Genomic DNA, 21,197 nt, shown 5'->3' with positions numbered 1-21,197 from the left:
CCGTGCTGGAGACAGGGGGCGGTCGCGCCGCGACCGAGGTCAAGGGAGCGCGCTGGGTGAACGTGGTGCTCGGCAACGTCAAACGAGCGATCAGCGGTTGCTACCACGCCATGCGCCAGGCCAAGTACGCGCGGCGCTATCTGGCCGAAGCCGCCTACCGCTTCAACCGCCGTTTCCGACTTGCCGAGCTGCTGCCGCGACTGGCGCGCGCCATGACCCTGTGCAAGCCTTGGCCAGAGACGAAATTGCGCGCCGTCGACAATTTTCATGGCTGAGCGTCGTCGCTAATCAGGTGCCAGAATGAATGCGTATACTGCCATTGGCCGAAGCCAACGTCGCCCAGAGAAGCCCTTGAGCCTGAGTATCTCTGTCGTCATTCCTGCCTACAACGCGGACAAGTTCATAATCCGTGCACTGGCCAGTATCGAGAGCCAGACGCTCAAACCGGACGAAATAATTGTCGTCGATGACGGTTCCACGGATCGCACGGCGCTTCAGGTAGAGGAATTCGCACGCCATTCGAAGTTGGCGCTCATGTTGGAGCGCCAGCCGAACCGAGGGTCTTCGGCTGCGCGCAACAACGGGATCCGCAAAGCATCTGGTGAATTGATTACTTTCCTGGACGCAGATGATCTGATCTACCCGACGTTTCTGGAACGCACAGTTTCGGGTTTGGCTCGATTTCCCGATTGGGCGGCGTGCTTCAGTGATCGGGATATTGTGGACGTGGATGGCAAGTTCATCTCCCACGACCTGGATCATCCCGTGTTTCGGAAAATGGCGAAAAAGACCATGGGAGGGGGCTTTGTCGAATTGGAGAGCGATGGCCTGTTTTCCAACATGATTGCGGGTAGCGTCATTCCGATGACCATCACATGCCGCAAATCGTGCATTGATGCTGTTGGCGGCTTCGATGAGACGTTGCTTTTCAATGAAGATCGTCTGTTCTTCCTTCAACTTATCAAGAGGAAGGGAAAACTTGGGTTTTTTGAAAAATCATTGGGTGTATGGCAGCGGCATGCGGAGAACAAGACCAGTACTTCCAACGCGATCAATGCCATAAAGTATTCGGACCTGATATTGCAAAAACTGGTTGCTGGCGAGAATGGTCTTAATCTCTCACCAACTGAAATTAGCGACGTGCAGACCGCGCGGCGAAGATTGGCTTCCCAGTGGATGTACGCGGCATCCAGCACGCGGTCACGGTCCACCATCGCTCTCGGTCATCGCCTCTTGACGGAACGTCGTATAACTGTGGGATGCTTTTTGAAAGCAATGGGACGCTATATGATTTCCCCGCCAAAAGGTTAGCTGAAGACATTGAGTGGGCCGTGTCCAAGGCAGCGATCGCCTCCGTGATCGCTGCCTTGGGAAAGAGTCCGGCCTCGCAGGTGCATCGAGAGCGGAGTCCCGTCATGCGCAGAATCAGGAGAAGTCCGCTTTGAGCTGCTCCAGCTTCTCCATGAGGCGGTTTGAGGCTTCGTCGAAAATACTGTCCTTGCTCAGCGTCAGCGAAGGGTTTTTGGTCAATCGTTCGAACTGTATGATGAAACTTTCGATTTCTTTGTTTGTGCTCTTGGCAGGCGGTGGTGTCCAAGTCGTGGAACCAAGACCGACCTTGCAAAGGGATCTTTTGGCAACGATCTTGAGCCTGTCGGATTTGGAGTAATTGTAATCGGGATCCCACGCGCCCTTCAGTTGGGCAGGGGAGTATTTCAGAGCAAGTGATCCAGCCCAGTCGTGCCACTTTGGCTGGAGGATATGGTCATACAGCACGACCGGCATCCAAGGTATTCTGAAAGAGTCCGCCAAAATGGCGCCGTGCATGGCCTCTGCAATGATTGCCGACGACCTGGAGATCTCCTCGAGTACGGTGTCGACATCCTTTCTTGGGTCGATATAGCGTATGCCGACCTCTCGACAGACGCGTTCCCAGTCCAGGTTCCATGCGCTCACGTGATGAGGGATGAACGCGATGCCGGCTCGTTTCGGACCGTTTGGGCGGAACACGGTGGGAGCTAGCGCCGCTGGATCCGTTATCGCATATTCGTTAGGGAGTCTGAGCCTTGCGGCGGTTAGGGGGCCACGAACACAGTAAAACTTCCACTTTTCGTCCACTGTCGGCAAGGCGGAGCCATAACCTACGCCGGACCCGAATACGATTTTGTTGGGACCTGCTGGAATGTTGTTGTTTAGCAATGTCCCTATTCCAACAAAGATCTCGGAGTCGTCGTCATCTATTATGTCGGGTATCAACTTTGACCATAACCAAGGGTTCAGGTCGTCGCCAAAATTTCCATGCTTGTCAATGTAGTAGTAGAGCTTCATGGCGGCATGCACTCCTAGTGATCGGCAACGCATTTCAAGCTCGAGCGCAAATGGCTCGCAAGGCCTGATCGGATGACGTCAATTTTGGTGATCGCATGGCGAAGTCTGCGCACGGTCGCGATGGCGTGGCGCCTGGACGCGTGAGGCGATGAAGCAACTGTACCAGCAACTTGGGACCGATCCATGCTCCTGACCTTGCCTCCGCTGGCCCGCACCACGCCGCGCATTCGCGCCGAGCTGTGCGCTGCTGAGCCGGCCGCGGAACGCTATGCGAAGTTCCACGACGACTATCCGCCGCAACGCTCTCTCGGACACCGAGCGCTCCGGCAGGAAATGGCGCCATGGAGTCCGGGACGCCCTGATTTTTTCGTCAGAAAATTGAATGACCAAGCGGGTCTTGATAGAGCAGCGTCGCCAGTTGACAGCTGAAGGATGTTTCGACCGATCACTCACCTTCCTGCGAGCTCAGCGCCATGCTTTGGCTTCATCCATGGGCGAACAGATGACTTCCTGGCAGAGTTCGTGATGAGCGCTCCGAACCACGGGCGAGTAGAATCGAAACATCATCGGGGTAGTCCGCCACAATAAAATGTCATCGCGGTATACGAACTCCATGCTAGCAGCCAAGACTTTTTTCGAAACCCCATCGGAGCGTCTTACTCCACGCATGGAGGAGGACTTTTTCACCTCGCTGATGACGAGAAACAGGACCTACAAGACTACATTTCACGATCGCTTCTCCGACATCAATCCGTATCTCCAGGAGTATCTCCTGCACCATGCGCCACCGACGCTCAGGGTTCTGGACGTCGGGATTTCTTCCGGCATAAGCACAGTCGAGCTATACGATGATCTGAGCCGGGGCGGGCGCGAAGTCGAGGTTGTCGGTACCGACATTCTGATCGACGCCTTCTTGGTGAAGGTGTTTCCACGGTGCTACGCGTTGGTCGATCCCGGCGGATTTCCGCTTCGGTTCGATTTTCCCTTTGTCACCATGAAGCCCTGGGTGACGCGCCGCGATTATTACAACGGGCTTTTCATCTTGCGCAAGTTCATCAATACATTATTCACTCATCAGGTGCATCGAATGTTGCGTAATCCGGACGACGCCCGGATCAGTGAAGTGAAGCTGGTTACCCCACGAGCGCTGGCCAAGTCTGGTATCACCGTGTGCACCGATGATATAAGCAGGTACAACAGTGAATTCGAGGCAAGATTTGATTTTGTTCGTGCAGCTAATGTGCTCAACAGCGGATATTTTTCTCCCACGGTCCTTTCGGCAATGGTAGCGAACATCGGGTGCTACCTGACCGAACCCGAGGGCAGTCTACTGGTGGTGCGCACACATGAAGACCGTGCCAGCCACGGAACCCTGTTTCGCAGGGGGAATGGTCGGCATTTTGAGGCGGTTCACCGGTTTGGATCCGGGTCGGAGGTTGAAGATATTGTGTTGCGGGTGGAGATACCGACGAAATGACCTCGCCGTGAAGCGGTCATGGGTGAGCGGTGTGCTGCAGCGGAACACGGATAGACTCGGAGGGAAGTCACATGATCGCAGCGTGGACAGGAACGGCGGTCGTAACTCATCGACGGTGAGGTCATGGGCCTGAATGTGTCTTCCTTCGGTTGTGTATCGGCACGCGACGCATATCCATGCTGAACGCACTGTCGGTATTCCTTGTTGGCGGCGATTCCGACGGGCAAACCCGCGCGGCACGCTCGTTGGAGCGGCAACGGTTTATCCGTGCCACGCAGATCGAATGGAACGGAGGCAGCGTTGTCGCGTGGGGGCATCCGGAGCAACGGCGAGTCGAGGATTGCGTCGTTCAAAGCCCATTGGGGGCAGCTTGCTGCGTCGGTCCACTGTGGTTTCGCGGTTATTTCGGCCGGCAGGCGTTGGCGTCACTGCTCGACGAAGTTCGCGCGACGGGGCGTCTGGAAGAAGGTTCGCTGCGCGGCAACTTTGCGCTGTTCCTCGACACGGGCGAACAAACTTGGCTGTTGAACGACGCTTTGGGCTTCATACGCATTTACACGAGTGCAGATGGCTGTTTTTTCAGTACTAGCTGGCTGGCTGTCTGCGCTTATGGGCAGCGCGTCGAACCTGACGCCGCCTCGGCGATTGAATACGTACTGCTGGGGGCGGCGCATTCATGCCAATCGGTCGCGCGCGGTGTCGACCTGCTTCCCCTCGGGCGTGTCCAGGATTTTCGGCGCCGCAGTACGTGGCAGCGCTTCCCCCGCGGTTTCGAGGTGCAGGCGCCTGAGTTCCACTCGTTGGACGAGGCGGTGGAGGCCATCACCGGGCATCTGCGCACGACTTCGTCCGAGGTGGCATCGGCCTTTCCGGGTCGGGTCAATGCGGCTTTGTCGGGCGGTTTCGATTCACGCCTGATTGTCGCAGGGTTGCTTGATGCCGGTGTGCGGCCTCGGCTGTTTGTATATGGCGATGCCGACTCCGCCGACGTGGCGGCAGCCCGGACCGTGGCTGCTGCGGCCGACCTCGCGCTCGAAGCAATCGACAAACGCGCGATGAATCGTGGTTTTCCGATGCCTGACATCGAAGCCCTGGAGCAGAGCGCGCTGTTCTTCGACGGCCTGCCCAGTGACGGCATCGATGATCCGGGCGCCGACCGCCACACCCGCTTGCAGCAAACTGCCGACGGGCGCATTGCGCTGAATGGTGGCGGCGGCGAGATCTTCCGCAACTTCTTCCATCTGCCGAACCGTGCCTTTGCCGCCCGTGACATCGTGAGAACCTTCTATCGCGGCTTCAGCCGCAGCGTTTTTCGCGACCCCGATGGCTTGGCGAGTTACGAAGCGCGGCTCGCCGCGTCGATGCGGAATATCGTGGGCATGTCTGAAGTCGGGAGCGAACGTCTGTCGCGCGAGCAAGTGGAGCTGCTCTACCCTCTGTTTCGCTGCCACTACTGGATGGGCCTCAACAACAGTGTGGCGGTACGCCACGGTAACTACGCGACGCCGCTGGTGGATCTGGAGTCCGTGCGCTTGGCGCTCCGGGTGCCGTTGCGCTGGAAGAACGCAGGGGCCCTGGAAAGTCGCCTGGTCGCCGCACTGCATCTGGCCGTCGCTGCGCAACCTTCGACCTATGGCTTTCGCTTTGATGCTGGACCGGGCTGGAAGGCACGACTGGCCGAGTGGACGACGTGCGCGCGTCCCGCGCGGCTGCGCCCACTGATCAATGCCACACGCCGGAGTCTGCAGAATATGCGGATAGCGCCTGCGGTGTGGCAACGGTACCGTGCGTTGCTTCCAGGCGAGTGGCGCATGGACTCGCTGCTCGACCTCATTCAGTTGACGGATGAGCGTGCTTTGGGGCGCGCTCTTGCCGTCGAGGTCGTATGGCGGCGGCTGCTCTAGTGCTCAATGCGCGGCATCCTGCGCATGAGGTTCGGCGGCCGAAGCGCGCAGTGTCGGAGCAAAATCTGGAAGACAATCCTGATTGCATCGGACCAAAGCAATGGCTGCGCCAGGCGGGCGCCCTCGCTAGAACGGAGATCGGCATGTCATTGCGGCACGAGGCGCGGCATGACGGCGAAATTGGGATAGTTGTTGTAGGCGGTGGTGCCGCTTGGCTTCACGCTGCGCGACTCGAAAAGATTCCAGGCCTCGTGTGCTTTGGGCACGGCACTATCGGCGGCGGCGGCCAGCCCGGTCTGCAAATTCGCCGGATAACCCGTTGCCGAGTTTGGGTATCCATGCATCTTGCCAGCTTGCCACGGTTGCTTCTCCAGCGTTCCCATGGCGGTCACCATGGCCGGCGAATTGCAGGCCAGTCCGACTAGACTCGGGAACGTCGCTGCGTATATGGCACTGTGTGAGGGCAGGTAGGTCTTCCCAGTGGGATCGGTAACCACCAGCGTGTAGGCGGAAGCTTCCAGCCAGCAATAGCCCTGGGTTGGATTGGCTTGCCAGTCCGTCATCAAACCGATCTCGAACTTCGCCAACCAGTCGCGCAGCTCCGCGGCTCCCGCAAAACCGAGCTCCGCCGCGTGGCCTGCCGACCAAGTGAAGAAGCTGTGCATCCATGGCGCCATCGCGTTCCGGGTGCCACCTTGCATGCTGTAGCTGTGGCCACTGTCCAGCAGCCCCAGCGGATTGGCGTTCGGATTGTTGGTGTACTTCTGGTTCCAGTCTGCCAGCGAGTTCTCCACATCCGCTTTGAACTCGGCTTTCAAGGGGTAGTCATCGGGCAACAGCCACGCCGCATCCGCCATCTGGCGCAGCGTCCATGCCTTGCCACGCACTTGGCTATGACTTTTGTCGATCAATCCCCTCGCATAATCGCGATACTCCGCGCCTGACCAGATCTCGTTGAGCGAGGCCGCAAACGCCAGCTCGGACATGTAGTAGTACGAACCGGTCACCATGTATGGCACGTAGGACTGTGCCGGCTGGTGCGCGTTGTCCCACAGGTTCGGGTTACCCGTCCCATATGAGGTCGATGTGCAATTCGTCACCACGGTGTTGTTCACGCAGGTTGGCAGCAGATCCCGCCGGTAGGCAGCAACCTTGTCCCGGTGGGCCGCAGACCCTGTCAACGCCTGCTTTGCAACGCCATTTGCGTAGGTCCAGCCCACTGTCGTGACGTTAGGATGTTGCTGGATGCTGACTGGCCAGCCGGTCGCCTGGTCCCGGTAATGGATGCCATAGGCGCCGAGCGCATCTGTGTTGGCCAGCATCCAGTTGTAGGCCCGCACATCCGGGTCGACGATGTACACGCTGGTCCAGCGCGGCAGTGGCCCAATCGCTGCCTGTGCCCCGGTCATATGCATCTTCTGGGTCTGATCACAGTGGTCCAGCGGCGCGCAGGTCTGGCGCAAACTGGCCAAAAACTTCTCGTCAGGCTGCAGTGGCATGTAGCGGGACACTGCCTTGCTCGCCTGAATGTATCCGGTGTCCTGCTGCAAATAGACTTGTGGCTGGACATGGTTCCACCACAGTACCTGGTGCCAGCGCGTGTAGGCGTACTGTGTCAGTGCGGGGCTGGTGTAGCTGGCACTCCCCGACGTCAGGGTTGCCGTGTACTGCGGCTGCGCCTGTGGCGAAAACGCATCGGAGTTCTCGACGATGATGTCGGTGCGCACCAGCCCGACACTGCCTGGTACCGTTCCCGCATATGCGCGGACTGCAAAGTAGATCTGCAGGCTGGGGTTGGTGGTGCCGTCGGAAGCCGTCACCGGGCCGTTCACTACCCACTCGCTCGCCAGCGGACCCGACAGCCACACATTGCAGTGGCGGTTCCACGGCTTGCATGCATTCGTGTTGTTGGCCGTCTGCAACAGTGCGCGGGCATTTGCGGCGTATCTGCGGCCGCCGATGTCGAGCGATACGTCGGCGTCGTAGTTTGTCGCAAGCAGTTGCGACAAGCTGATGGGCTGGTCCTGTCCGGTCACCGTTGGCGATGGGTTCGTGGAAAGCGTCAGTGGCAACGTTGCATTGCCCGGCAGTGCCGGAACCATCGCCGTCAGCACCGCGTGGCGCAAGCTGCCGTCGGGATGGGTAGCCTTGCTGTCCACCTGCAAGGCTACCGGCTGCCCATTGAGGGTGGCGGTAACCGTGACGGTCCTGCCCCGGGGTATGTCGCCAGCCTCGAAGACCTGGCCGAAAGTGACGGGAACATGGGTCTGCGCCTGCGCGACTGTGCTGATCACGTTGTCTGTCACAACCATTCCCGCTCGCGCCGGCGCCGCGTCGAGCATCAGCACGCAGCTTGCGCACCCGCACAGCATCTTCACAGCGGCTTGGCCAACCCAGCTGCCTTGGTTGAAGCGTCCGGCTTGCTCGCTTATATGCATGGGATTGTGATCCTGCCACCTTATGATGCCGCTCCGGATGTCCCGGTGCTAGCCGCATTCGAGTCAGGCCGCCTCGACATATGCGGCCTGTGGCTGACGATGTGGTTGCCCCCACGATGTCGCCGATCCGGGCGAGGATATACATGATTTTGCGTCACCGTGATGTGAGTTGCCGTTGAGAAAGTCGCTCCCCGGACCGGATCGCAAGTGGTTCGAGGCTGCCTTCCAGTCATGAATCGGCATCGCCCATTCCTTGCCGATGCTGCGCAGGCTCATGTTGCCCCACGCCTGCTTTGGCCCATCGTGTCTCCGGATCAGGCAGCAGTGGCCTGATCGCGACCGGTTTGCACAAAATCCGGGACACGCGCCTCAAGCCAAGGTGCCGCTTCAGCTGCCGCTTTCGCTTGGTCGAACTGCGGCGGCGACTGGCGCGCGTCGTGATCCTGTGCAAGCCTTGGTCAGGGCCTAGTTGCGCGCCGTCGACAATTTTCATGGCTGAGTGTTGTCGCCAATCAGGATTCGCAATGAAATGACGATACTTGTCCTGCAGATCGTGATCCTGTGCCTGGTGGCCGCGGCCATCGTGCTCTGGGCGTTTTATTTCCCGTACCCGTCGCCGCTGATACGGCGCTGGCTTGCGCCGCGCAAGCGCTGGCCGGAAACGCAGATCCGCACATGGCTGAAGCGGGGGGAGTTTCAGCGTGCGTTTCTACGCCACTTTTACAGTGATCCGGAGCGCATCGCGCCTCCCGGCAACGCCATGCTGGCTCCGGCAGACGGGCTGGTGACCAGTGCGCAGGTACAAGGCGGAGTGCGCTATCTGGTGATCGCGCTCAGTTTCTGGGACATGCATGTGCAGCGCAGCCCGGTGTCCGGTCGGGTGCTCGCCGTGGAGTCGCACGGCGACGGCTTCATGGACGGGGAGGGAAGGGAGTTTGCTTTTCTGCGCGAGAAATCCTGCCCGGTGCAAAAGCGTCTGGTGATTGGGACGGGCGCCGGGCAAGTTGCGGTGCGCTTGATTACCAGCCTGGCGGCGCGGCGTATCGAGACCTGGGTCCAGGAGGGCGAGGAGATCAAGCGCGGCCAGCGGATCGGCCGGATCCTGCTGGGAAGCACGGTGGTGCTCGAGCTGCCGGCTGCGGTGAACCTGCTGGTGCATACGGGCGATCGCGTCTGGGCCGGCGAAACGGCGGTTGCAGAAGGCGCGACCTGCCCATGAATGACTTTCTGTGGTCGTCCGGTCATCTGGGTTGGGGCGTTTTTGCGCTTGCCGTTTTCACCGGCCTATGGTGGTTGCTGAGCGATCTGTACTGGCGCCTGCAAAACATCCGGATCAGCCGGCTTCTGGTTACGCTGGCCATCGGCTGGGCTATCGGGGCCGGGCTGATTCTCCTCGGCTTTCGTATCGAGTAAGAGTGCGAGGCCGCCGATAGCTTGCACCTACTTGGCGCTGGCGCCGGTCAACTCGCGATACAACTTCTCCGCGGCCGGCTTGCCCTGGAAATCGGCACCGGATTTTTGCAGCGCCACCAGCGTGCTTCGCGCGCCGGCATGGTCGCCGGTGCGCGCCTGGGCCACGGCCAGGTGATACTGGATCGCCGGTGCCTTGGGCGCTGCCTTGGCCGCTTGCAGCAGGATCGGCAGCGCGGTCCTTGGCTGGTTGTGCGCGACCAGCGCCCAGGCATAGGTGTCCGCAATGCCCGGCGAGCCAGACGCCAGTTTGTAGGCTCGCTCCGCCAGTGCCAGCGCCTTGGGATTGTTTTGCTCCGTGTAAATCCAGGCGAGGTTGTTGAGTGCGTCGATGCTGGACGGATCGGTCTTCAACACCTGCTCGTACTGCGCGGCAGCCAGCGCGTTCTGCGTGTGCTTCAGGTAGTAGTCGGCCAACAGCAGGTGGGTGGCGTTGTCGTCCGGATGTTTGGCCAACCAGTCGCGCAGTACGCCTTCTGGAGCGTTGGCGCCGCTTTCGTTCAGCGCGAGGAAGCTCTTGACCACCAGTGGCCGGTCGTACTGCAGCTTCAGTCCTTGCTGGTAGGCCTGGGCGGCTTCGCGATAGGACTTGTTCGCCATGTACAAGTCGCCTTCCAGCGTGAAGCCCGCTGCCTTGGTGGCAGGTTGCTTCTGCAGCATTTGCGCGAGCGCAGTGGCGCCCGCCAGATCATGGTCCTGCGATTTCAGCAGCGCCCGTAGGACCACCGCCGTCACTTGGCCCGGATCGGCCTTGATCACCGCATCAAGATTGCCTGCGGCAGCCTTCGTATCCTTGCCGAGGATCTGTGCACGCGCCAGATTGGTGCGGTACAACGGCACCTGCGGCGCGAAGTTCACGGCTTGCTGCAGCACTTTCAACGCTTCGCCGTGATGGCCGGCATTGAGTTCCGCCGCCCCGAGGGCATTGAGTGCCGCCGGGTTGTCGGGGCTGGCAGCTACCAGCTGTTTGGCCGTGCTCACTGCTTCGTCGTATTTGCCGTCTTCGCCGTATAGCACCACCAGTGCGATATACGCGGTGGGGGACTTCGGCGCCGTGTCGATGGCCTGCTTGAATCGCTTGGCGGCTTCCGCCCTGTCACCCTGCAGCGCGGCGAGCTGGCCGAGCGCGGTCATCGCCGCCACGTTGCGCGGGTCCTTTCTCAATACCGTTGCGTAGCGGCTGGCAGCAGCTTCGTGATGGCCCTCCAGTGAATCCAGGCCACCCAAGCTCAGGAGCGCGGCAAGATTTTCCGGGTCCAGCTTCAAGGCCTCGGCGTACTGGGCGCGTGCTTCGGGGCGCCGACTGGCCGCGACCAGCGCGGTTCCGTACAGCAGGCGCGCGGCGCTGTCGCGCGGATTGCTGGACGCATAGGCGGCCGCCACCTTGACCGCTTCGGCCGGGCGTTGCTCGCGCACGTAGGCCATGACCAGCAGGCTGTTGCGCCGCGCCTCGGTGGAGCTACTGCCCGCAGGAATATCCTGCAGCAGGTTGATCGCTTCCGCTTCATTTCCGCCCGCGATGGCGTTGCCGGCGCGTGCAAACAGGGTGTCGGACGGAGTGCCTGCACTGGTTGCGGCGGCTACCGTCCCCGGTGAACGGGCATTCGTGGCGGCAGATTTCTGCAACAGCGCCAGCAGCTCGGCGTCGGACGGTGCGCCCGCTACGGCCGGTCGAAGCATGTCCAGCGCCTGGCGCGAGCGGCCTTCACGGTAGAGCGTGAGCGCCAGCAACTTGCGCACATTGGCGTTTTTCTGGTCCATGCCCATGGCGTTGCTGAGGTACATTTCCGCCTGGCTGTAGTTGCCTTGCGCGTAGTTGACCGCGCCCATGAGCAGTTGCGCCTGGGCGTTGTCCGGGGACACCTTGAGCACCTGCTGAAGCTCGGAAACGGCGTCGTCCAGATGACCCTGCTTGTACAGCACCACGGCGCGCAGGTAGTGCAGGTACGGGTGCTGCGGCAACATTTTTTCCAGCGTCTGGATGTTGGCCAGCGCCTTGTCGAACTGGCTTTGCTGCGCCTGTGCGTTGGCCAGCCGGGCCAAGGCGTAGAAGCGCTCTTGCGGCAGCCAGTCGGGGTTCTTGAAGCCCATCACCTTCTGGTAATCCGCTTCGGCGCCGGCGAAATCGGCGTTGTCGAACGCCAGATCGCCCTTCGTCACCCAGACCTGCGGATTGTCTGGCGCGGCGGCCAATGCCTGCTGCACGTACTTGCCGGCGGCATCCGGATCGCCGGCGATGACCGCCAACTGGGCCAGTCCCACCAGCGCACCCGGGTTCTTCGGGTCCCCCGACAGCACGGCCATGTACGCCTGCCGGGCCTGGTCGAACTGCCTGAGTCCGCGATAGGCGTCGCCCCGCAGCACGGCTACACGCGCTTTGGTGGCGGCCTCGTAGGGCTTGTCGGGAGTCAGGGTTGCGAGTAACTGGTCGTATTGGCGTGTCATCAGCAGCGCCCGGCCCATGGGTACCGCCCAACGTTCTGCCGGCACCCCGTTCGCCTCGGCGTTCTGCAGTTCGCTCAGGGCGTCCTTTGGATTGCCGAGCATCAGCGAAGCTTGCCCGAGCAGCAGCCAGGCCTCGCCGTTCTTGGCATCGCGTTGCAGGACCTTCTTGGCCTCGATGTACGCCGCGCGATATTCCCCGTTGGCCTGGTATCTGGCGCCGGCCTCGACGCTGCCGTGTCGGCTGCCAAGGCCGCAGCCGCCCAGTGACAAGGCGGCGCACAACAGCGCCAGGGCGCAACGAACGACCCGCGTGTTCAACCTGATCAAGCGCATATCGTCACCCTCAGTTCGCCACGCGCGGCGCGCGGGGTCAATCTGCATCGGCAGGCTTTTTCAAGCCATGCTTGTCCAGAAGATCGTAGAGCGTCGGGCGGCTGATCCCGAGCAGGCCCGCGACATGCGAGAGGTTGCCGCCGGCCTGGGTCAGAGCCCGCTGGATCGCCCTTTTTTCGGCATCGTTTCGTACCTGGCGCAGGTCCAGAATATCTCCGCCGGCCGCACCAAGACGCAGCTCTTCCAGGTCGATCTGCTTCCCGTCCGCCATGATGACGGCGCTGTTGACGGCGTTCTCCAGCTCGCGCACGTTGCCGCGCCACGGAGACGCCTCGATGGCCTTGAGCGCCTTGGCAGTAAAGCCATGGACTGCGCGGCCGTGGCGGCTGGCCGCCTGCTCGAGAAAATGCCGTGCCAGGGGCGCTATGTCGCCGGCGCGTTCGCGCAGCGGCGGGAGCCGGATGGTCACCTCGCTGACGCGGTAGAACAGATCCTCGCGGAAGCGCCCTGCGCTGATCAGCGCGGGCAGGTCCTGGTGCGTCGCGCAGATGATGCGCACATCCACCGGAATCAGTTCGCGGCCGCCGATGCGCTCGACCACCCGCTCCTCCAGAAACCGCAGCAGTTTGGCCTGCAGTGCAAACGGCATGTCGCCGATCTCGTCGAGCAGCAGGGTGCCGTTGACGGCCAGTTCGATCTTGCCCCTGGTCTGCTTGTGCGCGCCGGTGTAGGCGCCTTTTTCGTGGCCGAACAGCTCGGCTTCCAGCAGGGTTTCAGGAATGGCAGCGCAGTTGATTGCCACGAACGGCCCGTCGCGCCGCGTACTCAGGCGGTGCACCGCACGCGCGAACACCTCCTTGCCGGTGCCGGTCTCGCCGAGCAGCAGGACGGTGGCGCTGGAAGGGCTGACCTTCTCGATCAGCCGGTAGGCGTCGAGCATGGCTTCACTGCTGCCGATGATGCCTTCGAGTACCGTGGACGACTGGCTTCTGAGCTTGCGGTTCTCGGCCTCCAGCTCATGCACCCGGAAGGCGCGATCCACGATCAGGCGCAGGACTTCCAGTTCCAGTGGCTTGGAGCAGAAATCGTAGGCGCCGCAACCGATGGACTTGACCGCATTGTCACGGTCGCCGTTGCCGGTGACCACGACGACCTTGGTGTGCGGCGCGTCCTGCAGGATTTCCGCGATCGTGGCGAAGCCCTCGGTGGTACCGGTGGCGTCGGGAGGCAAGCCCAGGTCCTGCAGCACCACCGCCGGTTCATGGCGGCGCAGCAGGGCGAGCGCGGTTGGTCGATCACCGGCCATGACCACGTCGTAATCCTCGAAGCTCCAGCGCAGCTGGCGCTGCAGGCCGACATCGTCCTCGACGATCAACAGGCAGCGCTGCTTCTGACTCATGGCGCGGCCTGCGGCTTGCCGGCCACCACGGCGGCCCCGGCGGGTTCGGCCAGCGGCAGCTGGATCGTGAATACGCTGCCTTGGCCGGGGGTGCTGTCCACATGCATCGTTCCACCCAATGAGTGCACGTAAGCGCGAGCCTGATAGGCGCCGATGCCCATGCCCTTGCTGGCCTTGGTGGTGAAGAACGGCTTGAATAACCGGTTGTGGATGAAATCCTCGTCCATGCCTGCTCCGTCATCCTCGATTTCAATGGTGGCATGCCCGGTTTCGTGCCTGACTCTCAGCGTGACATGGCCGTGGGCCTGCGCTGCATCCTGGGCGTTGCGGATCACGTGCCCGAGCACGGTGGCCAGCTGATCGGTATCTGTCTGCACCCACAGCTCATCCGTGGCCGGCAGGTACTGCGGCCGTGGCGACTGCGCGTGGCACTCGTCGAGCGCCTTGTCGAGCACCGCCGCCAGTGGCACGCGGCCGTGTCTGGTCGGCGCTGCATCGCCGCGCAACTGCTCGAGCAGGCGCGAGATGCGCTGTACCGAATTGGCCACGGTCGCGAGCATGTCATCCACGAACGCCGGGTTGTGCCGGTGGCGCTCGGCGTTCTGCAGCAGCAACGATTGCTGGGCCGCGAGGTTCTTGAGGTCATGCATCAGGAACGCGGTGAGCCGGTTGAAGCCTTCGAACTGGCGCGCCTCGGCAAGGCGCCGGGCATCGACCGCCTGCGCCAGGATACCGGCCACCTGGCTGCCGGCTGCCCGCAGCAGATCGATGTCCTCCCAATCGAACGCGCGACGCGCGCGTGCGTGCGCCAGCACCACGAAACCGACGAGCCGGTCTTCCAGCACCAGTGGCACCAGCAGCCAGGCGTGCGGCAGGCCGGTCAATTCGGCCGGCGCCCGCAGTTGTTCGTCGCCCAGCGGCGGCGGTTCGCTCAAGTCGTAAATCCACCGGCGCGTCTGCATGAGCCCGAACGCCGGCACGCTGGCCGGAAACTTCAGGCCGGCTGGCGTTGGCATGTTCCAGCGCGCTTCCGCCACGAAGTCGTCGGCGTCGTCGCGCGTGAACAGGGCGCCGGCCGGGCTGTCCATGATCTGCGCGATCGCGTGCACCGCGCGCTGCGGCAACTCCGTGTCGCCGGCGGACAGTGTCGCGGTCAGGCGCAGCCATTCCTCGCGATAGTCGTGGCGGAAGCTGAAGAAGTTCTTGTGCAGGAATACCCGCAGACGCGAGCGCGCCTGGCCGGAGAATGCGATCAACAGTACCAGCAACAGCGCGAAGCAGACCAGCGTGATTTCCGCCACCCGGCCCCAGTCGCCCCCGTACAAGCGCACGTAATAACCACCGATCGCCGTGGCGATGATGTACAGCGCGACCACCAGCAGGCTCGTGGAATAGAACACCGCGCGTCGCGACACCCCCACATCCAGCGACCACTGCGGGTTGCGCGCCGCCGCCACCAGCAACAGCGGCACCAGCAGGGCATCGATGAAGCCGCGCGCCGCCCATGCGCTGGCGTTGAACTGCCGGTAGAGCACTGCATAGGAATACAGGAAGATGCCGTAGGCGAACAGCAGGCCGAGCGCGATCACCAGAAACTTGAGCGCCCAGCGTTGTTCCCGTTGCACATTGCGGTAGATCTGTTCGAGGAACACCAATCCGGTGAGGGCGAGCACCAGTACGCCGACCAGCGGTACGTTGACACTGAACGGCAACCCGGCTGCCTGCGCCAAACCCGTCAGCGGCCCCAGGCAGTAGAGCGCGAGCACGACCCAGAGTGCATGCGCGACGACGTGCAGGCCACGCAGCATGCCGGACATCGGCCAGGTGCTGAACAGGGCGCTTACGAAGACGATCCAGGCGCCGTAGTGCAGAACCTCGGCCAGCAGTATCCAGTGGACCGCCACCGTGCGCTGCCACTCGGCGTAAGCCAGAAACACGCCCCACAGGATCGAGATCATCGTGGCCAGGACCAGCAAGGCCCCGGTGCGCTGACCGCGCCAACCGGCGCCCAGCAGTGCCGTACCGACGAGAAACGCGGCGGCGGCGGTCAGGTAACTGGCGATGATGATGACGTGCATATCTGGACGATCCCCGACGTGCAACGCGGTTGTCTGCGCTCAATCGGGCATATGTCCGCTCCCGGATTCAGGCATTGCCCCGCGTACGCTGGTGGGCGGTTGCGGGAACTGCCGTTGCTTCGGCAACGTGGGGCGGTGCGCGCAGCAGGCGACGGCGAATGTCGGCCGCAACGCGTGCCGCGGTATGTCCGTCCCAGAGTCGGGGCTTGCGTCCCTGCGGCCAGCGACCGGCGAGAATCTCGTCCACCGCCGGTACCAGCTCGGCGGCAGTCACCAACCGGTTGGTGCCCTCCGTGATCGTGATGGGCCGCTCGGTCGTGGTGCGCAGGGTCAGGCAGGGTATGCCGAGATAGGTGGTTTCCTCCTGGATGCCGCCCGAATCCGTGATGGCCAGGTGCGCACCGCAGACCAGGTTCATGAAATCCACGTAACCGAGTGGCTCGATGACTTGCAGGTTGGGCGCGTCGGCCAGTTTCGAGCACAGGCCGAAGGCTTCCAGATTCTTGCGGGTGCGCGGGTGCACCGGAAACACCAGCGGCAATCTGGCCGCCATGCGGATCAGTTGGTCGACCAGCGTCGTGAGCGGCGCGGGCGTGTCCACGTTGGAGGGGCGATGCAGGGTCACCACCGCGTATGCGCGATTCTCCAGCCCGAGTCGGCGCCGCTCCCCACTGGCGTCGATGCGCTCACGCATGAGTTCGTAGGAATCGATCATGATGTTGCCGACGCGGGTGATCTTTTCCGGTGGCACGCCTTCGGCGGCGAGATGTTCGTCCGCGTCCGGCGACGGCGTCCACAGGATGTCCGCCAGCGTGTCGGTCACCAGCCGGTTGATTTCCTCGGGCATCCGGCGATCGCCGCTGCGCAACCCGGCCTCCAGGTGCGCGATCGGAATGTGCAGCTTCGCGCCGACCAGGGCGCAGGCCATCGTTGAATTGACGTCTCCGACCACCACGACCAGGTCCGGCCGATCCGCAGCGCAGGCCTCTTCGTAGGCGAGCATCACGTCGGCGGTCTGTTTCGCGTGGCTGCCGCTGCCCACGCCCAGGTGCAGGTCCGGCGGCGGCAACTTCAGGTCACGGAAAAAAGCCTCCGACATGTTCTGGTCGTAATGCTGGCCGGTGTGTACCAGTCGCAGGCGGCACCACGGCTGTTCGTGCAGCACGTGGAACAGCGGCGCGACCTTCATGAAATTGGGTCGCGCGGCGGCGATCAAATCAATCCTGAGCCGCTGCATGACGGGACACCCCCCGGTTCCGTGGTGGCTTGAGTGTAGCAAGACGTTGCCGCATGCCGGCGTGGTTTTGCGTGAGTAAACCGGCTTGCTTGCGGGTATCTGCATTTGCGCGTTTTTCGGCGTTCACGCCGTCGTAACTTCGCCGCTGGCGGGTCGAGTCCATCGGGGAGATTCCCCTGTATCGGGTCATGCGGGAAAACCAAAAAGTGACTCGCCAATGGGCCCCTTACCGGCGCATGAAACGGCGGCGCGCCACGGACAGGAGCAAGCGTTGCAGCGGATTGTTGTTGCCCCCCGGTCGCCACGTGCGGGCGAGCTTGTTGCGGTAGGCATCGAAGTGCAGGCCGTGGGGCGCCGCGAGCACCTTGCCCCTGCCCAGCAGGATCTTCAGCGCCTGGGTGCCGGCTATCCCGGCGCAGATTTCGCAGGCCATGGGCGTCGATGGTCCCCGATGGTTGACCAGGTCCACCGCCGACGGGTCGACCAGATAGCCTTGATGCAGCACGGCGGGCGCCAGACCGACCATGAAGCGCAGCAACTGCTCGTCGAGCGTTTTCCCTTCCAGCCGGAAATACTCTTCGAATGTCATCTGCCCCGGCAGGAACACCAGTACCGCGGCGCCCATGCCCAACGGCGCGGCGGTGATCGCCGGAATGCCGCGCTCGGCGCACAGGGCAAACAGCCTGGCGCGGATATCGAGCACGAAAAAATCCAGTCCGTCGACGTACAGATCCACCCCCGACAGGAACTGCTCCATGTTGTCGACGGTGACGCCGCCGGGGAACTTGTTGATGTCCAGATCCGGATTGATGTCCCGCGCCATCCGGGATACCACGTCGACCTTGGGCTGGCCCACGGTCGACAGGAACGCCCCGGCCTGGCGGTTGAAATTTTCCGTGCCGAATCGGTCGAGATCCGCGAGGTTGAACGACTGGATGCCGAGTCGGGTCAGGGTCAGCAGATGGCTGCCGCCAACGCCGCCGAGTCCGGCGATCGCCACGCGCCTGGAGCGAAGCTTCGCCTGCTCGGCCCTGGTGATCCAGCCGATCGTCCGGCTGAATGCCGTGGCGTAGTCGAACGGCTCGGGCGTGACCGGTGCATCAGACATCATGAGGCATCTACTCTCGACCTTGCTGCTCAGCGCGGTTGCTGAACCGGGGCGGCAACATCGGCTTGCCTGGAAGCATTGCCGAACGTTGGGGCGGCGGCGTTGGCTCGACAAGAGTGACTGCGTCGGGAGTTTGTGCGGGTCAGGTGGATTGCCGCGTGAAGGACAAGCGCTGCGTGGCCAGCCAACCGGTTCGACGCAGACGTACGATGGATGGCGCCGCTTCCGCAAGCGGCGCCATCCATCGCAGAACTGCACACGTCAGGAGCCGCCGGCTCTAGACGCGTCCGTCAGCCTCTTTGCCGCGACGCCGTACGAGCAAGCCCAGGAAGGCCAGGCCAAGACCCAGCAGGCCCATCTCTCCCGGCTCGGGTACCGTTCTGCCGATCAACGTGGCCGTGCCTGTAATCGGGTAGTGGCAGATATTGGCCGGATCCGGCGAGATGCCCGTGCACGTCCTGACTGGGCTGAACAGGAACTCCGAATTGAGCGTGAAATCCGCGAATCCGCCCAGACCATCGGCCTGCGTATGGGTCTGGAAGTAGGACGCCGCAGGACCTCCGGTCGCATCCAGAAAACCGATGCCGTTGGATCCGGTCAGGGGATTGGCCACCGTGCCGACGATCGCGGAGAAAAGCTGTGCCGTGCCCGCAAAGCCGAGCACCGCGCCGGTATGGCCGGACAAGGTGAGCCACGGCGTACCGATCCCGGCCGTCGTCGGATTCAGCACGTTGAAGCTGCTGGTGTTGTCGACGAAAAAGCTGATGGATCCAGGACTGAACTCAACCTGGTTACCGATGATGCTCGACACCGTGTACTGGAAGGTGAAGTTGAGATTGCAGCCCGGGCAGAACGTTGCCTCGTTTGTCCCGTTGAACGAGCCAATTACCCCGTAGCCCGTCAGCACGTTGCCGACGCCCGAGATACTCGATTCGCGGAAGTTGAGTGCCTGGACGGTCAGGTCCAACGGAGAGCTGGGATCCCACACGACACCACCCACATTGGTGGGGGTTGCAAACGTCGATCCGCTCCACGCACCCAGCGCCAGCGCGCATGCGAGGGCGATTCCGATGCTTTTCTTCTTCAACATGATGCTTTCCTCCACTGAGAAACAACCTGGATAACCGCAACGACAGTGGTACCCGATTGACGTCGCCCTGCGAGTTTTATTAAGCAACGGGCGTGCCATGAATATAAGACACTGTTTTGTATTTGTTTCTTCATGCTTGCCTGCCGAGTTTGCCCGGTACCTGTAAGGCATTCCGGCGCTATGCCGCGCCTGCCATGCGTAGAGCCGCGGGTGCTTCAACCAGATGTCGCTGCCATCGTGTCCCCGTGTCCGTCGCATCGGCATGGCACTAAGTTGTTGAATAGCAACATGTTCAAGCAATCGACCGTCCGTCGGTCGCCGGGGGTCGAACCCGCTTGCCGGCATTTCGCCGAGCGATCGCACGCCCTGGGGGGTACTGGCGTAGTTATTTGTTTTTAATGCAATTTATTTGGAGAGATCGACTGCGGGCCGAATTTGTAAAGGATTTCGACACAGGCGTAAATCACTCTCGCCCTTGCGGGAAACCGCGAAGCGAGGAAAGTCGCGGTCGACGTCTGTGGGTTGCGACGTTCTATCGCCGGTGCCTGCGGCAAGCCGCAGAGGGCGGGCGGAAAATGAGCTTGCGTCGGGGCCGAGGGCTATCGCAGACCAGCGAGGGTCTCGCTTTGCCAGGACTATGGGAGGGCGCCGAAGCTTCCAGGCGCTCGCCGCCCACTGCGATCACGCGGTGCGGATTGCGCATGGCCAAGCCGCAGGAACACGAGGCCGTACCCCGGCGCGCACAGGTCGTGCAGGGCCGAGCCCAGGCGCGAGAGCGTCTGCTGAAAGGCCGGCTCGACGGGTACGAACCCCAGGCTGAGAACTCCCGCCGCCGCATACGGCTGGACCGACAGCCCATCGAGGGTGGCCTGAAGCCACACGCGCTGCAAGGCGCGGCCGCCGGCGAGTACATCGGATCGCGCCGTGGACGGAATGACGAGCAGACAGAGTCCCGGCGACAGCCGGATGGGCAGCCAGGCCGAGCGCCACCCTAGGACCGACGCCGCGCCCAGCCGATTGAGCACGCTCATCACCGCGGGGCGACGCATCGCCTGAAAGGCCGGGCGCAACGGTGGCTCCACGGCGAGTGTCATTGGGGCCAGGCCTTCCTCGCAGGCGGTGTGCCAGCCAGCGGCAAAGCGGATACTCGAAAACAGTTCCGCGTGCAGCGTCGGGCTCTTGAAACGCAGCGTCTCGGCCTGCCTGATGACGCTTCGTGCGGCATTTCGCTCACGCGCTGCCTGTGGCCACCAGAGCCGCTGTCCTGGAATCAGCCGGGCTTGGGCGTCCAGGCGCGCCTGGGTAGCGGTGGTGATCGGGCCGCGCCAAGGGAAACGGCGATCGGTGTGACGCTGCTCGATGGCAGCAGCCAGCGGCTCGGGGAGGGCGCGCTCCCGGTCGCGGCGCCAACGGATGCGCGCGACCCACAGCTCGTCGTCGGGTTGCGGGAAGGGCTGCAGGTCCGCCACATAACCTAGCGACCCGGCGTGGATGATCATGTTTTCCAGGCACGCGCCGGCGGCCAGGTCACTGAGGACATATCGGGTATCGGATACGTGGCCGCTACGGCTCGCGTCGATTCGGAGGTCCAGGTCGTCGCCGCGCCATTCGAAACGCCACGGCTGCGAATTATCTGCCGAGGGCGCGGCGATGCCTGCACAAAGAATGCCAGTTTTCGTATACCGGTCCACGGTTCGCGTCTGTCCCGATATGGCAACTGATTTCGGCCGATTACGGTTTTGTGGGGCTGGCAATCAGCTTGCCCGCACAAGCATATTATTCATGGATAAAAGCATGCACCAAAATAGGCCATTTCAAGAAGCGAAACCAGTCTAGTTCGACTCGGAAAGTCGATTCGCCACCGAAATCCACTGCCGCTTCCACCCGCGC

15 protein-coding genes are annotated in these 21,197 nt (G+C 62.4%); 6 read left to right on the top strand and 9 right to left on the bottom strand.

Annotated features, from left to right (window positions below; translation table 11 throughout):
* Both RHOOR87_RS0105955 and RHOOR87_RS0105950 read left to right on the top strand, forming a co-directional pair.
* Positions 1-275, top strand: a 275-nt coding sequence (locus RHOOR87_RS0105955; protein ID WP_027484496.1) for a transposase, incomplete at its 5' end; no start/stop codon positions are given.
* Between the two features lie 76 nt (positions 276-351).
* Entirely contained in the window at positions 352-1,311 is a 960-nt protein-coding gene (locus RHOOR87_RS0105950; protein ID WP_027484495.1) for a glycosyltransferase family A protein, read from the top strand.
* 114 nt (positions 1,312-1,425) lie between these two features.
* Here RHOOR87_RS0105950 and RHOOR87_RS0105945 read toward each other — a convergent pair whose 3' ends face one another.
* Positions 1,426-2,328, bottom strand: coding sequence for a polysaccharide pyruvyl transferase family protein (locus RHOOR87_RS0105945; RefSeq protein ID WP_027484494.1), 903 nt, complete (start codon positions 2,326-2,328; stop codon positions 1,426-1,428).
* A 613-nt stretch (positions 2,329-2,941) separates the two neighbouring features.
* Between RHOOR87_RS0105945 and RHOOR87_RS0105940 the strand changes: the two genes are divergently transcribed.
* A complete protein-coding gene (locus RHOOR87_RS0105940) occupies positions 2,942-3,805 on the top strand; it encodes a hypothetical protein (protein WP_015448560.1) in 864 nt (287 codons plus the stop codon).
* Between the two features lie 176 nt (positions 3,806-3,981).
* Complete coding sequence (locus tag RHOOR87_RS0105935; RefSeq protein WP_007511445.1) at positions 3,982-5,709, top strand: hypothetical protein; 1,728 nt, start codon at positions 3,982-3,984, stop codon at positions 5,707-5,709.
* Positions 5,710-5,855: 146 nt separating this feature from the next.
* Here RHOOR87_RS0105935 and RHOOR87_RS0105930 read toward each other — a convergent pair whose 3' ends face one another.
* Positions 5,856-8,147, bottom strand: coding sequence for a hypothetical protein (locus RHOOR87_RS0105930; RefSeq protein WP_051357931.1), 2,292 nt, complete (start codon positions 8,145-8,147; stop codon positions 5,856-5,858).
* Between the two features lie 529 nt (positions 8,148-8,676).
* On the opposite strand from RHOOR87_RS0105930, the gene RHOOR87_RS0105925 reads away from it, so the two are divergent.
* Together RHOOR87_RS0105925 and RHOOR87_RS0105920 are read left to right on the top strand one after the other, a co-directional pair.
* The gene (locus RHOOR87_RS0105925; RefSeq protein WP_015448558.1) at positions 8,677-9,366 is read left to right on the top strand and encodes a phosphatidylserine decarboxylase; all 690 of its coding nucleotides are present in this window, start codon (positions 8,677-8,679) and stop codon (positions 9,364-9,366) included.
* Positions 9,363-9,560: a hypothetical protein gene (locus tag RHOOR87_RS0105920; RefSeq protein ID WP_007511439.1), complete on the top strand. Its 198-nt coding sequence runs from the start codon at positions 9,363-9,365 to the stop codon at positions 9,558-9,560. Before RHOOR87_RS0105925 ends, RHOOR87_RS0105920 begins: the two co-directional genes overlap by 4 nt.
* Before the next feature lie 27 nt (positions 9,561-9,587).
* Here the strand turns inward: RHOOR87_RS0105920 and prsT are convergent, their stop codons facing one another.
* From prsT to RHOOR87_RS0105885, 7 genes are all read right to left on the bottom strand, one after another.
* Positions 9,588-12,443 (bottom strand): XrtA/PEP-CTERM system TPR-repeat protein PrsT, encoded by a 2,856-nt coding sequence (gene prsT / locus RHOOR87_RS0105915; protein ID WP_231381733.1) that lies wholly within the window; start codon positions 12,441-12,443, stop codon positions 9,588-9,590.
* Complete coding sequence (gene prsR / locus RHOOR87_RS0105910; protein ID WP_007511434.1) at positions 12,433-13,794, bottom strand: PEP-CTERM-box response regulator transcription factor; 1,362 nt, start codon at positions 13,792-13,794, stop codon at positions 12,433-12,435. The genes prsT and prsR overlap by 11 nt, the downstream gene beginning before the upstream one ends.
* Positions 13,791-15,872: an XrtA/PEP-CTERM system histidine kinase PrsK gene (prsK, locus tag RHOOR87_RS0105905; RefSeq protein ID WP_027484492.1), complete on the bottom strand. Its 2,082-nt coding sequence runs from the start codon at positions 15,870-15,872 to the stop codon at positions 13,791-13,793. The genes prsR and prsK overlap by 4 nt, the downstream gene beginning before the upstream one ends.
* 67 nt (positions 15,873-15,939) lie before the next feature.
* Positions 15,940-17,214 (bottom strand): UDP-N-acetylglucosamine 2-epimerase (non-hydrolyzing), encoded by a 1,275-nt coding sequence (wecB, locus tag RHOOR87_RS0105900; protein ID WP_231381732.1) that lies wholly within the window; start codon positions 17,212-17,214, stop codon positions 15,940-15,942.
* Between the two features lie 121 nt (positions 17,215-17,335).
* Entirely contained in the window at positions 17,336-18,217 is an 882-nt protein-coding gene (locus tag RHOOR87_RS0105895; RefSeq protein ID WP_231381731.1) for a ThiF family adenylyltransferase, read from the bottom strand.
* A 277-nt stretch (positions 18,218-18,494) separates the two neighbouring features.
* Positions 18,495-19,307 carry a PEP-CTERM sorting domain-containing protein gene (locus RHOOR87_RS0105890; RefSeq protein ID WP_007511426.1) on the bottom strand — a complete coding sequence of 271 codons (813 nt, stop codon included), beginning with the start codon at positions 19,305-19,307 and terminating at the stop codon, positions 18,495-18,497.
* A gap of 635 nt (positions 19,308-19,942) precedes the next feature.
* Positions 19,943-20,998 carry a hypothetical protein gene (locus RHOOR87_RS0105885; RefSeq protein WP_027484490.1) on the bottom strand — a complete coding sequence of 352 codons (1,056 nt, stop codon included), beginning with the start codon at positions 20,996-20,998 and terminating at the stop codon, positions 19,943-19,945.
* Positions 20,999-21,197: the final 199 nt, after the last annotated feature.

It is taken from the genome of Rhodanobacter sp. OR87, assembly GCF_000473345.1.
In the GTDB taxonomy this organism is placed as follows: Bacteria; Pseudomonadota; Gammaproteobacteria; order Xanthomonadales; family Rhodanobacteraceae; genus Rhodanobacter; species Rhodanobacter denitrificans.
The sequence above is the reverse complement of the archived record's forward strand: the minus strand, read 5'-3'. Positions and strand labels throughout refer to the sequence as shown.